Here is an 18024-nt window from a genome sequence, read left to right on the forward strand (position 1 = left end):
GAGAGACGAGCAGGAATCCATGCCCAAGCGTACTGACATGCAGAGTATCCTGATTATCGGCGCCGGTCCCATCGTGATTGGCCAGGCCTGCGAGTTCGACTACTCCGGCGTTCAGGCATGCAAGGCCCTGAAGGAGGAGGGCTACCGGGTCATTCTGGTGAACTCCAACCCGGCGACGATCATGACCGATCCGGAGATGGCCGACGCCGTCTACATCGAACCGATCCGGTGGCAGGTGGTCTCGCGCATCATCGAAAAGGAGCGTCCGGATGCGGTGCTTCCCACCATGGGTGGGCAGACGGCACTGAATTGCGCGCTGGATCTGGATCGGCACGGGGTGCTGGAGCGCTTCGGTGTGGAGATGATCGGGGCCACCAAGGACGCCATCGACATGGCCGAGGACCGGGAGCGCTTCCGCAAGGCCATGGCGCGTATTGACCTCGAGACGCCGCGGGCGGAGGTGGCCCATTCCATGGAAGAGGCCATGGACGTGCAGGGGCGCATCGGTTTCCCCACCATCATCCGGCCATCGTTCACCCTTGGCGGCTCCGGCGGCGGGATTGCGTATAACCGCGAGGAGTTCGTCACCATTTGCGAGGGCGGGCTGGATCTTTCGCCCACCAATGAATTGCTCATCGAGGAGTCCGTGCTGGGCTGGAAGGAGTTCGAGATGGAAGTGGTCCGCGACAAGGCGGATAACTGCATCATCGTCTGCTCCATCGAGAATCTGGACCCCATGGGCGTGCACACCGGCGACTCCATCACCGTGGCACCGGCGCAGACCCTGACGGACAAGGAATACCAGATCATGCGCAACGCCTCCCTGGACGTGCTGCGCGAGATCGGCGTTGAGACGGGCGGCTCCAACGTGCAGTTCGCTGTCAATCCGGATGATGGCCGACTGGTGGTCATCGAGATGAACCCCCGGGTCTCGCGCTCTTCGGCGCTTGCCTCCAAGGCCACCGGCTTCCCGATCGCCAAGGTCGCGGCCAAGCTGGCGGTGGGCTACACCCTCGATGAGCTGCGCAACGAGATCACCGGCGGTGCCACGCCGGCGTCATTCGAGCCGAGCATCGACTACGTGGTGACCAAGGCGCCGCGGTTTACCTTCGAAAAATTCCCCCAGGCCGAGGCCACGCTGACAACGCAGATGAAATCCGTGGGCGAGGCCATGGCCATCGGGCGGACGTTCCAGGAGTCTTTCCAGAAGGCGCTGCGCAGCCTGGAGACGGGCGTGGACGGCCTCGCGCCCTGTATCATCGAGCCGGACGGCGAGGATGTGGCCACGCGGCTGCGCCATGCGCTAAAAAGGCCCCACCCCGAGCGCATCTTCTTCGTGGGTGACGCCTTCCGCGCCGGGTTCACGGTGGAGGATGTCTACCAGCTTACGGCCATTGACCCATGGTTCCTGGCGCAGATAGAAGACATCGTTCACGGCGAGCAGGTGGCGCGGGAGGCTGGCTTCAGCGCCCTGGACCGGGAAACCCTGTTCGCGCTCAAGCGGCGCGGGTTCTCCGACAGCCGCCTGGCCGACCTGGTGGGGGTGAGCGAGGCGGAGATCCGCAGCCGTCGTCATGCGCTCAATATCCGCCCGGTCTACAAGCGCGTGGATTCCTGCGCCGCTGAGTTTGCCGCCACCACGGCCTACATGTACTCCTGCTACGAGGAGGAGTGCGAGTCCGAGCCCTCGGATCGCCGCAAGATCATGGTGCTCGGCGGGGGGCCGAACCGCATCGGCCAGGGCATCGAATTCGATTACTGTTGCGTCCACGCCGCCTTTGCCATGCGCGAGGATGGCTACGAGACCATCATGGTCAACTGCAACCCGGAGACCGTGTCCACGGACTACGATACCTCTGATCGCCTGTATTTCGAGCCGCTGACGTTGGAAGACGTGCTGGAGGTCATCCACACCGAGCGGCCCGAGGGCGTGATCATCCAGTACGGCGGACAGACACCGCTGAAGCTGGCGCGGGATCTAGAAGCCGCCGGTGCGCCCATTATCGGCACCGTGCCGGATTCCATCGATCTGGCCGAGGACCGGGAGCGCTTCCAGCAGCTCATCCAGCGGCTGGGTATCCAGCAGCCGCCGAACCGGCTCGCCCGTACCGCGAAGCAGGCCTTTGACCTGGCCGCGGAGATCGGCTACCCGCTGGTGGTGCGACCGTCCTACGTGCTGGGTGGCCGCGCGATGGAGATCGTGTACGGCCCCGAGGAGCTGGAGCAGTACATGGCGGCCGCGGTGAAGGTCTCCCACAACTCCCCGGTGCTGCTGGACCGGTTCCTGGACGATGCCGTGGAGGTCGACATCGACGCGGTCTGCGACGGCGAGCAAGTGCTCATTGGCGGCATCATGGAGCATATCGAGCAGGCTGGCGTGCATTCCGGGGATTCCGCCTGCTCGCTGCCCCCTTATTCCCTCTCCCAGGCAATCCAGGACCGGCTGCGCGAGCAGGTTCGGCAACTGGCCCGTGGTTTGGGCGTGGTGGGCCTGATGAATGCCCAGTTCGCCATCAAGGGCGACGCCATCTATATTCTGGAGGTGAATCCCCGGGCGGCGCGTACGGTCCCATTTGTCTCCAAGGCCACCGGTGTGCCGCTTGCCAAGGTGGCGGCCCGTTGCATGGCCGGCATGAGCCTCGAGGAGCAGGGGCTGACTCGGGAGGTACGGCCCTCGTTTTATTCGGTGAAGGAATCCGTGTTCCCGTTTATCAAGTTCCCGGGGGTGGATCCCATTCTTGGTCCCGAGATGAAATCCACGGGCGAGGTCATGGGGATCGGTCTCGATTTCGGGGCGGCTTATGCCAAATCCCAGCTCGCGGCTGGCGTGAACCTGCCGCGTGGTGGCAGGGTTTTCATCAGCGTGCGGGATGCGGACAAGCAGGCGGTGCTCGATATCGGTCGTGCCCTTCGGGAACAGGGATTCACCTTGGTGGGTACAAGCGGCACCGCGGAGGCCCTGAGTGCGGCGGGCGTGGTCTGCGAGACGGTCAATAAGGTGCGCGAGGGGCGGCCGCACATTGTCGATGCGATCAAGAACGAGGAGATCAATTTGATCATTAATACCACCGAGGGGCGCTGGGCTATCGCCGATTCCTATTCGATCCGGCGTGAGGCCCTGCACCATAAGGTGAGTTATACCACCACCATCGCCGCTGCGCGTGCAACGGTGCTGGCCATGGAGCAGCTTGATCTGGATGAGGTGAATCGGCTGCAGACGCTGCACAGAGAGGAAACCGCATGAGTAAGGTACCCTTGACGGCTCGTGGTGCCGAAAAACTGCGCGAGGAGCTCAATCACCTCAAGTATTCGGAGCGCCCGCGTATTATCACGGCGATCGCAGAGGCACGCGCACACGGGGATCTCAAGGAAAACGCCGAGTACCATGCGGCCCGCGAGCAGCAGAGTTTCGTGGAAGGGCGCATCAAGGATATCGAGGGCAAGCTCTCCAACGCCCAAGTCATCGACGTCACGTCGATGCCCAACAACGGCCGCGTGATTTTTGGTGCCACTGTGGATCTGGTGGACCTGGAAACCGACGAGGAGATCACCTATCGGATCGTCGGCGAGGACGAGGCGGATATCAAGCAGGGGTTGTTATCGGTTCAGTCGCCGTTCGCCCGGGCCCTGATCGGCAAGGAGGCGGGCGACGTCGCCGCGGTGGATGCCCCCGGCGGCATCCGAGAGCTGGAAATTGCGGGAGTGAAGTATCTGTAGTGTGGGGTCTCACGGCAAGGCGATCGTGCGCTTCTTCTCGATGCGTGAGCGGCGGAAAATCAGCGCGACGTGACCCATGGCCTGGACGAGTGTGGCGTCACAGTCCCGGCAGATCGTCTCGACCAGCGCCTTGCGCTCGGCGCGGTTGTCGGCGAGGATTTTGACCTTGATGAGTTCATGGGCGTCCAAGGCCTGACCGATTTCGTCGAGCACGTTCGCAGTCAGACCCGCTCCCCCCATGCGAACCACTGGCTTGAGCTGGTGGCCAAGGCGCCGTAGGTGGCGTTTCTGCTGTTCATTCAGATGGATCATGGCCGATCAACCCACACAACCGAATAAGCGGGCCGGGAGTCTAGCACGGGGCAAGGAGTCGGCTCACCAGATTCTGCTTCCGGGCGTGAAGATGGATCTGGCGGTGGTTGTGCTGCTGCTGGCCTGCCTGTGGTTCATCGTCGCCGTGGCCGATCTGTCACGCGCAGGCGAAGTGGCGGCCCTGCTCGGCGGCTCGGTACTGATCTGCGGCTGGCTGGTGTGGCGGACTCAGGCGGCGATGCGCCGGATTCGGCGCTCTGCCGGGGAGGCGGGTGATGGGCAGAAGCAAAAGTAGCAGCCGCTGGCTGCAGGAGCATTTTGGCGATCAGTGGGTCAAGCAGGCCCAGAAGCATGGCTATCGCTCCCGCGCTGCATTCAAGCTGCTGGAAATCCAGGAAAAGGACCGTATTCTGCGGCCCGGGATGCGGGTCGTGGATCTGGGCGCTGCGCCGGGCGGCTGGTCCCAGGTCGCGGGTGAGATTCTGGGTGGTCATGGACAAGTCGTGGCACTGGATAGCCTGCCCATGGACGCCATTGCCGATGTCATTGTCCTGCAGGCGGATTTTACCACCGACCCGGGGTTGGCGATGTTGCAGGGTGCCGTTGGCGAGACGCCGGTGGACCTTGTAATGTCGGATATGGCCCCCAACCTCAGTGGTATGAGCGCCGTGGATCAGCCACGTGCCATGCACTTGGCGGAACTCGCACTTGAGTTCGCCAGGGAAACACTGAAACCTAAAGGTGATTTACTGGTCAAGACCTTTCAAGGGGAAGGTTTTGATGCGTTTGTGCGCGAGTTGCGCGGCGGCTTCAGCCGCGTGATGACACGCAAGCCCGCCGCATCGCGCGACCGGAGCCGGGAAGTGTATTTGTTGGCCCGGGAATCGCGCCTGTAGTACTGTTCGGGCCATGCGTCCGAGTCGCATTCATTTCCTAAGTTTTCGCCGCGCTTGGATGAGCGGGCGGAGCGCAACAGCCGAGGTGCAGCACCTTGAATGACATGGCCAAGAACCTGATTCTCTGGGTCATCATCGCGGTCGTGTTGATGTCCGTGTTCAGTAATTTCCAGGAGCGGACCACCACGACGAACAAAGTCACCTATTCCGATTTTCTCTCCCAGGTGGAGCAGGACGGTGTTCGCGATGTGACCATTAAGGGTCAGGAGATCACCGGAACCACGACGGGCGGTGAGCAGTTCAAGACCTATAGCCCCGAGAGTGACAATCGCGCTCTCATCGGCACGCTGCTCGACCACGGTGTGAATATTGATGCCGAGGAGGCCGAGGGCCGCAGCATGTTGCTGCAGATCCTCATCTCCTGGACGCCGTTCCTGCTGCTGATCGCCGTGTGGATCTACTTCATGCGCCAGATGCAGGGCGGCGGTGGCGGCCGTGGCGCCATGTCCTTCGGCAAGAGCAAGGCCAAGCTCATGACCGAGGAACAGGTCAAGGTCACGTTCGGCGACGTGGCGGGCGTTGAAGAGGCCAAGGAAGAGGTTGGCGAACTGGTCGATTTTCTGCGCGATCCGTCCAAGTTCCAGCGCCTCGGCGGCAAGATCCCCCGCGGCGTACTCATGGTCGGCTCGCCGGGTACCGGTAAGACGTTGCTGGCCCGCGCCATCGCCGGCGAGGCCAAGGTGCCCTTCTTTAGCATCTCCGGCTCGGACTTCGTGGAGATGTTCGTGGGCGTGGGGGCTTCCCGCGTGCGCGATATGTTCTCCCAGGCCAAGAAGCACGCGCCGTGCATTATCTTTATCGACGAGATCGACGCCGTCGGCCGCCAGCGCGGTGCCGGCATGGGTGGCGGCCACGACGAGCGCGAACAGACCCTGAACCAGTTGCTCGTCGAGATGGACGGCTTTGAGGGCAACGAGGGTGTCATCATCATCGCCGCCACCAACCGACCGGACGTACTGGACCCGGCGCTGCTGCGCCCGGGACGCTTTGACCGGCAGGTGACCGTGCCGCTGCCAGATGTGCGCGGGCGCGAGCAGATCCTCAAGGTGCACATGAGCAAGCTGCCGCTCACGCGGGATGTGGACCCATTCGTCCTGGCCCGTGGTACGCCCGGATTCTCCGGCGCCGATCTCGCCAACCTGGCCAATGAGGCTGCTCTGTTCGCGGCGCGTGGCAACAAGCGCGAAGTGGACATGGAAGACTTTGAGAGGGCCAAGGACAAGATCATGATGGGCGCCGAGCGGCGGTCCATGGTCATGAGCGAGGACGACAAGAAACTCACCGCCTATCATGAAGCCGGACACGCCGTCGTCGGGCTGCGCACACCGGAGCACGACCCGGTGCACAAGGTCTCCATCATTCCACGGGGTCGCGCCCTCGGCGTGACACTGTTTCTGCCGGAGGAGGATCGCACCAGCTACTCCAAGCAACGGCTGAACAGCATGATCACCTCGTTGTTCGGCGGGCGGCTCGCCGAGGAGCTGATTTTCGGTGCTGAGCGGGTGACGACGGGTGCATCCAACGACATAGAACGGGCCACGCAGATCGCCCGCAATATGGTGACCAAGTGGGGTCTTTCCGAGCGCATGGGGCCGCTTGCCTACAACGAGGAAGAGGGCGAGGTCTTCATCGGCCACCAGATGACCAAGCAAAAGCAGGTCTCAGACGAGACCGCACACGCCATCGATGAGGAGATCCGCTCCATCATCGACGCCAACTACAACAAGGCAAAGGAAATTCTTCTCGACAACATGGACAAGCTGCACGCCATGTCCGATGCGCTCATCAAGTACGAGACCATCGACAAGGGGCAAATCGACGACATCATGAACGGCCGCCCAGTCGGGCCACCGTCAGGTTGGAGTGATGATCAAGGCGGCTCGTCCTCGTCGGGCGGTCACGATGCCGATGCCGAGCCGGCCGAGGAGGCCCCGGAGCGGGGCCCTATCGGCTCGCCGGCGGGTGAGCACTGAGCTCAGGGGCGAGGAGGCCGTGTCATGGCGCTTGCGGATGCGCCCGTCCTCGACTGCGGCGGCAGGCAGTTGACGCTTGACCGGCCACGCATCATGGGTGTGCTCAATGTCACCCCGGATTCGTTTTCGGACGGGGGTGACTTCTTTTCTCCGCAAGCGGCGCTGGAGCAGGCCCGGCGCATGGTAGGACAGGGGGCGGACATCATCGATATCGGTGGCGAGTCCACGCGCCCCGGGGCCGAAGCGGTGCCTGCGGCTGAGGAACTGCGCCGTATCGGCCCGGTCCTGGAGGTGCTTTGCAGCGAACTGGATGTCCCCGTCTCCGTCGACACCTCCAAGCCCGAAGTCATGACGGCGGCCGCCAAGGCCGGCGCCGGCATGATCAATGACGTGTTCGCGCTGCGGGCCGAAGGCGCCTTGGACGCCGCAGCTGCCACGGGTTTGCCGGTCTGTGTGATGCACATGCAGGGTGTACCGCGGACCATGCAGCGCAACCCCGTCTACGGGGATGTCGTGGAGGATGTCTACGGGTTCCTTGCCGAACGCCTGGGAGTCTGCGAGCGTGCTGGTATTGGGCGTGAGCGCCTGGTGGTGGACCCGGGGTTCGGTTTCGGCAAGACACTGGTGCACAATTATCAGTTGCTGGGTGGGCTGCAGCGCTTCCAGGGCCTGGAGGTGCCGATGCTCGTGGGCCTGTCCCGCAAGTCCATGCTGGGTACGCTCCTGGACCGTCCGGCGGATCAACGCCTCCATGCAGGCACCGCCGCGGCCACCTTGGCCGCTTGGCAAGGCGCCCGATTGATCCGCGTTCACGATGTCGTCGCAACAGTGGACGCAATGGCCGTTGTGGCCGCGGCACGCGATCCGGAGGCTCTGCTAGGCTGAGAGCAGAGTTCCCGGGGCAGCGGGCCCTCCGTTAGATAGAGGGAACTGTCATGACACGCAAGTATTTTGGCACCGACGGCATCCGCGGTCGCGTCGGCGAGCCGCCTATCACCGCGGATTTCATGCTCAAGCTGGGCTGGGCGCTGGGTCGTGTACTCGCGCGGCGGGACCAGGATCTGGTGCTGATCGGCAAGGACACGCGCATTTCCGGCTACATGTTCGAGTCCGCCTTGGAGGCCGGGTTGTCCGCGGCCGGGACGGACATTCGGCTCCTTGGTCCCATGCCGACGCCGGCTATCGCCTATCTCACCAGCACCCTGGATGCGGGCGCCGGAATTGTCATCAGCGCCTCCCATAACCCCCATGAGGACAACGGCGTGAAGTTCTTCTCCCGGGATGGGGGGAAACTGGATGACACGGCCGAGGCCGCCATCGAGGCGGAACTTGAGGCGCCGTTGGAGACTGTGGCCTCCGCCGACTTGGGCAAGGTCTCGCGCATGAGTGACGCCCCCGGGCGCTATATCGAGTTCTGCAAGAGCACGATTGCCCGCGACGTGCGCTTGAATGGCCTGACGCTGGTGCTGGATTGTGCCAACGGTGCAACCTACCACGTGGGCCCGGAGGTTTTCCGCGAGCTCGGCGCCGCTGTGATCACCCTCGGCGATCAGCCCGACGGCCTCAATATCAATGTGGATTGTGGGTCCACGCAACCCGAAGCCTTGCAGCAGGCGGTACGGCGTCATGGTGCCGACGCGGGGATCGCCTTTGATGGCGACGGGGACAGACTGATTATGGTGGATGCCAATGGCGAGATCGTCGACGGTGACGAGGTGCTCTACATCATCGCCAGTGCCCGCCACGCCGCGGGGCGTCTTCGGGGGCCGGTGGTCGGCACGCTCATGAGCAACCTGGGCCTCGAGCATGCCCTGGCGGGCGAGGGTATCGCGTTTCGCCGGGCACGGGTGGGTGATCGCTACGTGCTGGAGATGCTACGCCAGGAGCATGGCCTGATCGGTGGGGAATCCTCCGGGCATGTCGTGTGTCTGGATCGAACGACCACCGGCGATGGTATCGTCTCGGCGCTGCAGGTGCTGGAGTGCATGGTGCGCAGCAAGCGCTCCCTGGACACCCTGCGCCGCGGGATGAGCAAGTATCCCCAGCACATGGTCAATGTGCCCGTGGCACGTCGTGCGGCGCCGACTGACCTGGCGAGCCTGCAAGACGACGTCGCCGCCGTTGAGCGCGAGCTGGACGGGCGAGGGCGCGTCCTGCTGCGGCCGTCAGGGACAGAGCCCGTGATCCGCGTCATGGTCGAAGGGCAGGACCGGGACCTGGTCGAGCGCTACAGCCACAGGCTTGCGGATGCTGTCGGCCGGATGTTGAGCTAGCCACGCCGTGACAAGCGCCGCGCTGTTCGGCTATGATCCGCAGCTATTTTTCTGTCGCTCGAGAATGACCGTATGAGGCGACCGCTCGTTACTGGTAACTGGAAGATGCATGGGTCCCGGTCGACGATACGGGCGCTGATGACGGCGCTGTGTCATGGTGTAAAGGACCGGGGAGCGGCTGATATTCTGGTGCTGCCTCCCGCCATTTACATCCCTGATGTGATCCGATTGGCGGATGGCACGCGCATCGCCGTGGGGGCGCAGAATGTTGGCGACCAGGATCAGGGTGCCTATACCGGAGAAATCGCGGCTGATATGCTCGCTGACTTCGGCTGCAGCCACGCCCTAGTGGGGCATTCCGAGCGACGCCTGCTTTATGGGGAGACGGACGCACTGGTCGCGGCACGGTTCGCGGCGGCGCAGCGGCATGGCCTGACGCCCATTTTCTGCGTAGGAGAAACCCTCGAGCAGCGCGACGCGGGCGAGACGGAAGCCGTTGTCGGCGCGCAGCTCGACGTCGTCGCCGCCAAAGTGGGTGCCCTCGCACTGGAACGTGCGGTCGTGGCCTATGAACCGGTCTGGGCCATTGGCACGGGGCGAGCTGCCTCGCCGGAGCAGGCGCAGGCCGTGCACGCCTTTATTAGGGCACACTTGGCGACCCATGGTGCAGGGGCTACGCGGATGCGGCTGCTCTACGGTGGCAGCGTCAAGGCGGACATGGCTGGCGAGCTGTTCGCCATGCCCGATATCGACGGAGCTCTGGTTGGTGGTGCGTCGCTCAAGGCGAATGAGTTTCTTAACATCATTGCGCGGGCCGACTAGTGTCCTGTCCCGTAAATAAGTTGCGAAAATTGGCGTGGATTCTGATGGTTCCTGGCAAGGCGCGTCGACGAGGCGTAGCGGGGACTACGGCGAGGAGGCGCAACGCCGCCAGGGGCCGTCAGGGCCGCGACAATCGTAACGTTATTTGCGGGATAGGACACTAGGCGCGGCGCGCGCGACTCGTTGCAAGAGGGCCTGGATGGCACAGATTATCCTGATCTTTCACGTCGCGATTGCCATTGCGCTGGTGGTGCTGGTGTTGCTGCAGCATGGCAAGGGCGCCGACGCAGGGGCTGCTTTCGGCAGTGGTGCGTCGAGTACGGTCTTCGGCGCCAGGGGTTCGGCCTCTTTTCTGTCTCGAATGACGGCAGTGCTGGCGGCGAGCTTCTTTATCACCAGCCTGACGCTGGCTATGCTGGCGGCCCGGGATGCCGGGCCCGGCAGTGTGCTGGATCGGGCCGGCGACGAGCCCGCGGCTCCCGTCGAAGAGGTGCCAGCTGAGGAGGAAGACGAGCCCGACGAAGCGCCGGACGCGCCGGGTGATGCCCCGGCCGCGCCGCCCGGGGACTGACATCGGCGGCCTCTGGGTATTCCCCGATGCTGGCCTGCCATGTGCTGTGACAGGGTTGGTCACGATGCCGGAGTCTGGTACCCTCACGACCTGCTCGCGGATGTGGTGGAACTGGTAGACACGCTGTCTTGAGGGGGCAGTGGCGCAAGCCGTGCCGGTTCGAGTCCGGCCATCCGCACCAACTCCCAGCTGGCCCGGTAGAGCCGGGCCCACTCTTGATTTTTTTATTTTTAATCAAATAGTTGCTATTTGACAGCTAGCCGTGGCTGCTCTACACTTCGCGCGGTAACCTCACTGTGCGGTGGTCCGAGCGCATTTTCACGCATGCGTTGTGGCTACCCTGGCCCGCGAGGAATGCAGCCGATGCTTGTAGAGTATGTACCGATCCTGCTGTTCATCCTGGTCGGGTTGGGGGTTGGCGGCTTACTGATCGTCGCCGGCTTCATTCTCGGGCCAAGACGCCCCAACGACGAGAAACTCTCACCCTACGAATGCGGCTTTGAGGCGTTCGAGGACACGCGTATGCGCTTCGACGTGCGCTACTACCTCGTCGCCATCCTGTTCATTATTTTTGACCTGGAGATCGCTTTCCTCTTCCCCTGGGCCATCGTGCTTGACGACATCGGCTTGTTCGGCTTTGCTGCTATGGGGGTTTTCCTGGTCATTCTGCTGATCGGTTTTCTCTACGAGTGGAAGAAAGGGGCGCTGGAATGGGAGTAGAAGGCGTTCTCGACAAGGGGTTTGTCACCACCTCCGCCGACAAGCTAATCAACTGGGCGCGAACCGGTTCCATGTGGCCGATGACCTTCGGTTTGGCCTGCTGTGCTGTCGAGATGATGCACTGCGGCGCCGCCCGCTATGACATGGACCGCCTGGGCGTGATTTTTCGCCCCAGCCCCCGGCAGTCGGACGTCATGATTGTGGCCGGTACCCTTTGCAACAAAATGGCTCCGGCCCTGCGCAAGGTCTATGACCAGATGTCGGACCCCAAGTGGGTCATCTCGATGGGCTCCTGCGCAAACGGTGGGGGCTACTATCATTACTCGTACGCGGTGGTGCGGGGTTGTGACCGTATCGTACCCGTGGATATCTACGTGCCCGGCTGCCCGCCAACGGCGGAAGCATTGCTCTACGGCATCGTTCAGCTGCAGAACAAGATCTGGCGCACGAATACGATTGCTCGCTAACAGCAGAGACTCCAGCTCATGGCCGACTCGCGGAAGGCATTGGCAGACGGTCTTCGGGAGGCGTTCCCGGAGCAACTCGTGGATTGTCACGAACGGCTTGGCGAAGTTACCGCCGTGTTTCGTCCGGGCGGTCTTGCGACGCTCATGCGCTCGCTGCGTGACGATTTTCGGTTCGAGCAACTCAGTGACGTCTGCGGTGTGGACTATGCTGCGTGGGGCCAGGACGAGTGGATTACGGAACAGGCCTCCGGCTCTGGCTTCTCCCGTGGTGTGCGGGGTAACAGCTTCGCCCGCCTGGGACTGACCGGCGTGTATGGCGTCGAGCCGGTAACCACCAATACGGGCGAGCGGTTTGCGGTGGCGTACCACCTGCTCTCCATCAGTCGCAATCAGCGGCTGCGCGTGCGGGTGTATTGCGAGAACGACGATTTCCCCATGGTGGATTCGGTCGTCAGTGTCTGGGCCAGTGCCAACTGGTATGAGCGCGAGGCATTCGACCTGTACGGCATCGTGTTCGACGGCCACCCCGACCTGCGGCGCATCCTCACGGATTACGGGTTCGTCGGGCACCCGTTCCGCAAGGACTTCCCGCTCATCGGTAACGTCGAAGTGCGCTATAACGAAGAGAAGGGGCGGGTGGTGTATCAGCCGGTCACCATTGAGCCGCGTGTACTGGTGCCGCGCGTCATTCGCGAGGACAACCGCTACGCCGAGCGCGGCTCTTCGCAGGAGGACGCCACGCATGGCTGATATCCAGTCCTACACCATTAACTTCGGTCCCCAGCACCCGGCCGCCCATGGGGTGCTGCGCATGGTCCTGGAGATGGAAGGCGAGGTGATCCGCCGCGCCGACCCGCATATTGGTCTGCTGCACCGTGCCACGGAAAAGCTTGCCGAGAGCAAGCCGTATAACCAGAGCATCGGTTATATGGATCGGCTCGATTACGTCTCCATGATGGCGAACGAACACGGCTATGTACTGGCCATCGAGAGGCTGCTCGATATCACGCCGCCGCGGCGGGCGCAATACATCCGCGTTATGTTCGACGAGCTCACCCGCATCCTGAATCACCTCATGTGGCTCGGGACCCACGGGCTCGACGTCGGCGCCATGACCATCTTCCTGTATTGCTTCCGCGAGCGCGAGTACCTGATGGACTGCTACGAAGCGGTCTCGGGGACGCGCATGCACGCGACGTACTACCGCCCCGGCGGGGTCTATCGCGACCTGCCCCATACCATGCCCAAGTACGAGCCCTCGCGCTTTCGTAGCGAGAAGGATCTGAAGTGGCTGAATCGGGACCGACAGGGTTCGCTACTCGACTTCATCGAGCAGTTCTGCGAGCGTTTCCCGGCCGCCGTCGATGAATACGAGACCCTCCTGACCGATAACCGTATCTGGAAACAGCGCTTGGTGGGCATCGGCGAGGTGTCCGCCGAGCGGGCCCTGCAGCTTGGTTTTACCGGCCCCATGCTGCGCGGCTCCGGCGTCGAGTGGGATCTGCGCAAGACGCACCCGTATGAGGTCTACGAGGAGCTGGATTTTGACGTGCCCATCGGCACCAACGGCGACTGTTACGACCGTTACCTGGTGCGGGTGGAGGAGATGCGCCAATCAGCGCGCATCGTCAAGCAGTGCGTGGACTGGCTGCGCCGAAATCCCGGCCCCGTCATGATCGATGATCACAAGATCGTGCCGCCGACCCGGGAGGAAATGAAAGACGACATGGAGTCGCTGATCCACCACTTCAAGCTTTTCACGGAAGGCTACTGTGTGCCCGCCGGCGAGGTCTACGCCGCCGTCGAGGCGCCCAAGGGCGAGTTTGGCGTGTACATGATCTCTGACGGTGCCAATAAGCCCTACCGCGTGAAAGTACGCCCGCCCGGGTTTACGCATCTGGCGGCGATGGATGAAATGGCCAGGGGTCACATGCTCGCCGACGTGGTGACCCTGATCGGGACCCAGGACATCGTTTTCGGGGAGATCGACCGTTGAGCGAGCAACGCCTGAGTGAACGCGTACTCACACCCGAGCAGCGCAAACACATCGACCATTGGTTGGCGAAGTTCCCGCCAGAGGGCAAACGCTCGGCGGTGATTCCGGCACTGCACGTCGCGCAGGATGGTAACGGCGGCTACCTGACCGCAGAGTTGATGGACGCGGTGGCCGATTACATTGGTGTATCGCCGGTGGCGGTCTACGAGGTCGCAACGTTCTACAGCATGTTCGACACACAGCCCGTGGGCCGGCACAAGGTCAATGTCTGCACCAATATTGCCTGCATGCTGATGGGGTCAGACGATATCGTGGCCCATTGCGAGCAGCGCTTGGGGATCAAGCTGGGCGAGACGACGCCGGACAATCGCATCACCCTGAAGGTGGAAGAGGAATGCCTGGCGGCCTGCAGTTCCGGCCCGATGATGGTGGTGGATGGTCATTACCACACCCACCTGACGCCAGAGAAGGTCGATGAAATCCTCGATAATCTGGAGTGACCCATGGTCAACGAGGTCTGCTATCAGACGCTGTCCTACGACGAGCCCTGGAGCCTTGAAACGTACCGCAAGATCGGCGGCTACGAGGCGTGGCAGAAGATTCTGAGCGAGAAGACACCCCACGCAGAGATCATTGAGACGATGAAGAAGGCGTCGCTTCGTGGCCGGGGCGGCGCGGGATTCCCGGCCGGTGTGAAGTGGAGCTTCATGCCCAGAACGGCGCCGGTGCAGAAATACCTGCTGTGCAATTCCGACGAGTCCGAGCCGGGCACCTGCAAGGACCGCGATATCCTGCGTTTCAATCCACACGCACTGATTGAGGGTATGGCCATTGCCGCCTATTCCATGGGCGCCACCGTTGGCTACAACTACCTGCGCGGTGAGTTCCATCACGAGCCTTTCGAGCGCGTCGAGCACGCCCTTGAGGAGGCGTACAGCGCCGGTCTGCTCGGCAAGGACATCCAGGGCTCGGGGGTGGATTTCGACCTCTACAACTACTACGGCGCCGGCGCCTACATCTGCGGCGAGGAGAGCGCGCTCATGGAGTCGCTGGAAGGCAAGAAGGGCCAGCCGCGCTACAAGCCGCCGTTCCCCGCGCAGTTCGGCATCTATGGCAAGCCCACGACGATCAACAATACGGAGACCCTGGCCTCCGTGCCCGCGATCATGCGCAACGGCCCCGAGTGGTTTTTGGAAATGGGCAAGCCGAACAACGGCGGCGCGAAGATTTTCTGTGTCTCCGGGCACGTGGAAAAGCCGGGCAACTTCGAGATTCCCCTGGGCACGCCGTTTCGGGATCTCCTGGACATGGCCGGCGGCGTCCGCAAAGGCCGCAAGCTCAAGGCCGTGATTCCCGGCGGCTCCTCCATGCCGGTGGTGCCGGGGGAGACCATGATGGAACTCGACATGGATTACGACAGCCTCGCCCAGGCGGGTTCGGCCCTGGGTTCCGGGGGGGTCATGGTCATGGACGAGACCACAGACATGGTCAAGGCCATCTGCCGAATCTCCAGGTTCTACTATGCTGAATCGTGTGGCCAGTGCACGCCGTGCCGTGAAGGCACGGGTTGGATGTACCGGGTGTTGCGCCGGATCGTCAACGGCCAGGGGCGGTGGGAGGATCTGGAGCTTCTGGACGCCGCTGCCGGTCAGATTGCCGGCCACACCATCTGTGCCTTCGGCGAGGCCGCGGCCTGGCCGGTGCAGAGCTTTCTCAAGCACTTCCGGCACGAGTTCGAATACTACGTCGAACACAAGCGGTCCATCGTCGACGACTCCGCAGGGGCTGCCGCATGACAGACAAGGCTGAAGCCAAGAACCCGGACACGGTCACCATCGAAGTCGACGGTGTCGAGATGGAGGCCCGCAAGGGCTCCATGCTCATCGAGGCAACGGATGACGCGGACATCCATGTGCCGCGCTTTTGTTATCACCGCAAGCTCTCGATAGCGGCCAATTGCCGCATGTGCCTGGTCGATGTGGAGAAGGCCCCCAAGCCGTTGCCGGCCTGCGCCACGCCGGTTGCCGACGGCATGAAGGTGCACACCCGCTCCGAGCGGGCGCTAAAGGCGCAGAAGGGCGTGATGGAATTCCTGCTCATCAACCACCCGCTGGATTGCCCGATCTGCGATCAGGGCGGTGAGTGCGAGCTGCAGGACCTGGCACTGGGTTACGGCCGGGGCGTTTCCCGTTTCTCCGAGCGTAAACGGGCGGTCAAGGACGAAAACCTCGGTCCGCTGATCGCCACGGAGATGACCCGCTGCATCCACTGCACGCGTTGCGTGCGATTTCTGGACGAGGTGGCTGGTTTCCGCGAGCTCGGCGGCATGGGGCGCGGTGAACATACGGAGATTTCCACGTACGTGGGGGCCGGCGTGCACTCGGAGATGTCCGGCAACATTATCGATCTCTGCCCGGTCGGCGCCCTGACGTCCAAACCCTATCGGTTTAGCGCCCGTGCGTGGGAGTTGCTGAGCCACCCCTCGATTTCACCGCATGACTGCGTGGGCTCCAACCTCCTGATCCACCACGTCCGGGGCCAGATCAAACGCGTCGTGCCGCAGGAAAATGAGGCCATCAACGAGTGCTGGCTCCCTGACCGTGATCGATTTGGTTACGAAGGCGTCTACAGCACCGAGCGTTTGCAATCGCCCCTGGTCCGGGATCGCAACGGCCACTGGCAGGTTGTGGACTGGGAGGTCGCCCTGGAGGCGGCGGCGGAACATTTGCAAGGGCTGGTGAGGCGTGAGGGCGCAGACGCCCTGGGCACGCTCATCTCACCCAACGCCACGCTGGAAGAAATGTACCTCGCGGGGCAGCTGACCCGTGCATTGGGGTCATCCAACATCGATGCCCGGCTGCGGGAAGTCGATTTCAGCGACCAGGATCGGCGATCGGTCTTCCCGGCGCTGGGTATCGAGCTGGAGGCTCTGGAAAATGTGGAGGCGGCATTGCTGGTCGGTGCCGAGCCGCGCTGGGACGCGCCCATCGTCAATCACCGGCTGCGCAAGGCCGCCAAGCGGGGCGGTGCCGTCATGGCGCTGCACTACCGGGCGCAGCAACTGAATTACGGCCTGGCCGAGGAGCGCGTCGCGGGCCCTGCAGCCATGGTGCAGGAGTTGGCGGCCGTGGCCAGAGCGCTGCTGGATCTCTCGGGGGATGAGGCCCCGGAGGGTTTCGATAACCTCCTCAACGGCCAGGGCGTCGAGGACGTCCACCGTTCCATGGCAAAGCGCCTGCGGGAATCGGCTCGCGCCGCGGTGGTGCTGGGCCCGGGCGCCCAGGCGCACCCGCGGGCGGCGGCGCTGCGCATGCTCGGCAGCCTGATTGCCAGCTTGGCCCAGGCGCGCTTTGGCGTGTTGACGGACGGGGCGAACCAGGCGGGCGCCTGGCTGGCCGGGGCCGTCCCGCATCGCCGCCTGGGTGGCGTCGCGGAACAGACGCCGGGACTCGACGCGGCGGCTATGCTGAAAGAACCCCGGCGCGGCTATCTTTTGCTTGGCGTCGAGCCGGAGTTCGATTGCTGGGACGGGGCCGCCGCCCTCGCCGCCATGAACAAGGCGCAGAGCGTGGTCTGCCTGACGCCGTTTGTCACAGAGACCATGCGGGCGTATGCCGACGTGCTGCTGCCCGTGGGCACCTTCGGCGAGACGGCGGGCACGTACGTGAATGCCGAAGGCCGTTGGCAGAGCTTCCCGGGGGTGGCGCAGCCTGTTGCCGAGGCGCGACCGGCATGGAAGGTTCTACGTGTCCTGGGTAACGTGCTGGAGCTCGACGGCTTCGACTATGATGCACCCGATGCGATCGCCGACGCCGTGGAGCGCGGCTGCAGTGATAAGAGTGCCTCGACGGCTGTGGAGTGGCAGGCCCCCGGCCAGGCCGGGCGCGAGAGCGAGGGCCTTGCCCGCATCGGTCTGGTGCCCATATACGGCGGCGATCCCTTGGTGCGCCGGGCGGAGTCGCTGCAGCAGACCTGGCAGGGTCGCGACCAGAAGGTGCGGCTCGGCCCCGGGGTGGCGGGGTCGCTCGGCGTCGAGGGTGACGGGCGCGTCCGCGTGCGCCAGGGCGAGAAGACTGTCGAGATGGTGGTCGCGATCGATGCGGCCATCGCCGACGGCGCCGTGTGGATTCCCTCGGGGGTGTCGGAGACTGCCGGACTCGGGCCCATGTTTGGCCCCGTGAGCGTCGAGCCGCTCTGAGCGCTGTGGCAAGAAGTCG

Annotated in this window: 17 protein-coding genes and 1 tRNA gene; 17 read left to right on the forward strand and 1 reads right to left on the reverse strand. The window is 63.5% G+C overall.

Annotated elements, in window-relative coordinates:
- Nucleotides 1-19 precede the first annotated feature (19 nt).
- Nucleotides 20-3244 (forward strand): carbamoyl-phosphate synthase large subunit, encoded by a 3225-nt coding sequence (carB, locus tag QZT63_RS01790; protein WP_290648056.1) that lies wholly within the window; start codon nt 20-22, stop codon nt 3242-3244.
- The gene (gene greA / locus QZT63_RS01795) at nt 3241-3717 is read left to right on the forward strand and encodes a transcription elongation factor GreA (RefSeq protein ID WP_290648058.1); all 477 of its coding nucleotides are present in this window, start codon (nt 3241-3243) and stop codon (nt 3715-3717) included. Before carB ends, greA begins: the two co-directional genes overlap by 4 nt.
- Nucleotides 3718-3726: 9 nt before the next feature.
- On the opposite strand, the gene yhbY is transcribed toward greA, so the two are convergent.
- Nucleotides 3727-4029 carry a ribosome assembly RNA-binding protein YhbY gene (gene yhbY, locus QZT63_RS01800; RefSeq protein ID WP_290648060.1) on the reverse strand — a complete coding sequence of 101 codons (303 nt, stop codon included), beginning with the start codon at nt 4027-4029 and terminating at the stop codon, nt 3727-3729.
- Between yhbY and QZT63_RS01805 the strand changes: the two genes are divergently transcribed.
- The 15 genes from QZT63_RS01805 to nuoG all read left to right on the forward strand — a co-directional run bounded on the left by QZT63_RS01805 (nt 4028) and on the right by nuoG (nt 18005).
- On the forward strand, nt 4028-4324 hold the full coding sequence (locus tag QZT63_RS01805; RefSeq protein ID WP_290648061.1) for a hypothetical protein: 297 nt from the start codon (nt 4028-4030) through the stop codon (nt 4322-4324). The genes yhbY and QZT63_RS01805 overlap by 2 nt on opposite strands.
- A complete protein-coding gene (rlmE, locus tag QZT63_RS01810) occupies nt 4305-4925 on the forward strand; it encodes a 23S rRNA (uridine(2552)-2'-O)-methyltransferase RlmE (protein WP_290648062.1) in 621 nt (206 codons plus the stop codon). The genes QZT63_RS01805 and rlmE overlap by 20 nt, the downstream gene beginning before the upstream one ends.
- 104 nt (nt 4926-5029) lie before the next feature.
- Nucleotides 5030-6958 (forward strand): ATP-dependent zinc metalloprotease FtsH, encoded by a 1929-nt coding sequence (ftsH, locus tag QZT63_RS01815; protein WP_290648135.1) that lies wholly within the window; start codon nt 5030-5032, stop codon nt 6956-6958.
- Between the two features lie 24 nt (nt 6959-6982).
- Nucleotides 6983-7843 (forward strand): dihydropteroate synthase, encoded by an 861-nt coding sequence (folP, locus tag QZT63_RS01820; RefSeq protein WP_290648063.1) that lies wholly within the window; start codon nt 6983-6985, stop codon nt 7841-7843.
- Between the two features lie 50 nt (nt 7844-7893).
- Nucleotides 7894-9231 (forward strand): phosphoglucosamine mutase, encoded by a 1338-nt coding sequence (glmM, locus tag QZT63_RS01825; RefSeq protein WP_290648065.1) that lies wholly within the window; start codon nt 7894-7896, stop codon nt 9229-9231.
- 72 nt (nt 9232-9303) lie between these two features.
- Nucleotides 9304-10053: a triose-phosphate isomerase gene (tpiA, locus tag QZT63_RS01830; RefSeq protein WP_290648068.1), complete on the forward strand. Its 750-nt coding sequence runs from the start codon at nt 9304-9306 to the stop codon at nt 10051-10053.
- Nucleotides 10054-10252: 199 nt separating this feature from the next.
- Nucleotides 10253-10624: a preprotein translocase subunit SecG gene (gene secG / locus QZT63_RS01835; protein WP_290648069.1), complete on the forward strand. Its 372-nt coding sequence runs from the start codon at nt 10253-10255 to the stop codon at nt 10622-10624.
- A 96-nt stretch (nt 10625-10720) separates the two neighbouring features.
- Nucleotides 10721-10805, forward strand: a tRNA-Leu gene (locus tag QZT63_RS01840).
- A 182-nt stretch (nt 10806-10987) separates the two neighbouring features.
- Nucleotides 10988-11344, forward strand: a complete 357-nt coding sequence (locus QZT63_RS01845) for an NADH-quinone oxidoreductase subunit A (RefSeq protein ID WP_290648070.1) — start codon at nt 10988-10990, stop codon at nt 11342-11344.
- Entirely contained in the window at nt 11335-11811 is a 477-nt protein-coding gene (locus QZT63_RS01850) for an NADH-quinone oxidoreductase subunit B family protein (RefSeq protein ID WP_290648071.1), read from the forward strand. Before QZT63_RS01845 ends, QZT63_RS01850 begins: the two co-directional genes overlap by 10 nt.
- Nucleotides 11812-11829: 18 nt before the next feature.
- Nucleotides 11830-12561, forward strand: a complete 732-nt coding sequence (locus tag QZT63_RS01855; protein ID WP_290648073.1) for an NADH-quinone oxidoreductase subunit C — start codon at nt 11830-11832, stop codon at nt 12559-12561.
- On the forward strand, nt 12554-13807 hold the full coding sequence (locus tag QZT63_RS01860) for an NADH-quinone oxidoreductase subunit D (RefSeq protein WP_290648075.1): 1254 nt from the start codon (nt 12554-12556) through the stop codon (nt 13805-13807). Before QZT63_RS01855 ends, QZT63_RS01860 begins: the two co-directional genes overlap by 8 nt.
- Complete coding sequence (gene nuoE / locus QZT63_RS01865; protein ID WP_290648077.1) at nt 13804-14307, forward strand: NADH-quinone oxidoreductase subunit NuoE; 504 nt, start codon at nt 13804-13806, stop codon at nt 14305-14307. The genes QZT63_RS01860 and nuoE overlap by 4 nt, the downstream gene beginning before the upstream one ends.
- A 3-nt stretch (nt 14308-14310) precedes the next feature.
- The gene (gene nuoF, locus QZT63_RS01870) at nt 14311-15603 is read left to right on the forward strand and encodes an NADH-quinone oxidoreductase subunit NuoF (RefSeq protein WP_290648078.1); all 1293 of its coding nucleotides are present in this window, start codon (nt 14311-14313) and stop codon (nt 15601-15603) included.
- A complete protein-coding gene (gene nuoG, locus QZT63_RS01875; protein ID WP_290648080.1) occupies nt 15600-18005 on the forward strand; it encodes an NADH-quinone oxidoreductase subunit NuoG in 2406 nt (801 codons plus the stop codon). The genes nuoF and nuoG overlap by 4 nt, the downstream gene beginning before the upstream one ends.
- Nucleotides 18006-18024 lie beyond the last annotated feature (19 nt).

Origin of the sequence: Aquisalimonas sp. (assembly GCF_007120195.1) — a bacterium.
GTDB lineage: Bacteria > Pseudomonadota > Gammaproteobacteria > Nitrococcales > Aquisalimonadaceae > Aquisalimonas.

Bases quoted from the DNA above. Each gene is read 5' to 3' on its own strand.
- carB (WP_290648056.1), top strand. From the start codon at position 20: ATGCCCAAGCGTACTGACATGCAGAGTATCCTGATTATCGGCGCCGGT.
- greA (WP_290648058.1), top strand. From the start codon at position 3,241: ATGAGTAAGGTACCCTTGACGGCTCGTGGTGCCGAAAAACTGCGCGAG.
- QZT63_RS01805 (WP_290648061.1), top strand. From the start codon at position 4,028: ATGGCCGATCAACCCACACAACCGAATAAGCGGGCCGGGAGTCTAGCA.
- yhbY (WP_290648060.1), bottom strand. From the start codon at position 4,029: ATGATCCATCTGAATGAACAGCAGAAACGCCACCTACGGCGCCTTGGC.
- rlmE (WP_290648062.1), top strand. From the start codon at position 4,305: ATGGGCAGAAGCAAAAGTAGCAGCCGCTGGCTGCAGGAGCATTTTGGC.
- ftsH (WP_290648135.1), top strand. From the start codon at position 5,030: ATGGCCAAGAACCTGATTCTCTGGGTCATCATCGCGGTCGTGTTGATG.
- folP (WP_290648063.1), top strand. From the start codon at position 6,983: ATGGCGCTTGCGGATGCGCCCGTCCTCGACTGCGGCGGCAGGCAGTTG.
- glmM (WP_290648065.1), top strand. From the start codon at position 7,894: ATGACACGCAAGTATTTTGGCACCGACGGCATCCGCGGTCGCGTCGGC.
- tpiA (WP_290648068.1), top strand. From the start codon at position 9,304: ATGAGGCGACCGCTCGTTACTGGTAACTGGAAGATGCATGGGTCCCGG.
- secG (WP_290648069.1), top strand. From the start codon at position 10,253: ATGGCACAGATTATCCTGATCTTTCACGTCGCGATTGCCATTGCGCTG.
- QZT63_RS01845 (WP_290648070.1), top strand. From the start codon at position 10,988: ATGCTTGTAGAGTATGTACCGATCCTGCTGTTCATCCTGGTCGGGTTG.
- QZT63_RS01850 (WP_290648071.1), top strand. From the start codon at position 11,335: ATGGGAGTAGAAGGCGTTCTCGACAAGGGGTTTGTCACCACCTCCGCC.
- QZT63_RS01855 (WP_290648073.1), top strand. From the start codon at position 11,830: ATGGCCGACTCGCGGAAGGCATTGGCAGACGGTCTTCGGGAGGCGTTC.
- QZT63_RS01860 (WP_290648075.1), top strand. From the start codon at position 12,554: ATGGCTGATATCCAGTCCTACACCATTAACTTCGGTCCCCAGCACCCG.
- nuoF (WP_290648078.1), top strand. From the start codon at position 14,311: ATGGTCAACGAGGTCTGCTATCAGACGCTGTCCTACGACGAGCCCTGG.
- nuoG (WP_290648080.1), top strand. From the start codon at position 15,600: ATGACAGACAAGGCTGAAGCCAAGAACCCGGACACGGTCACCATCGAA.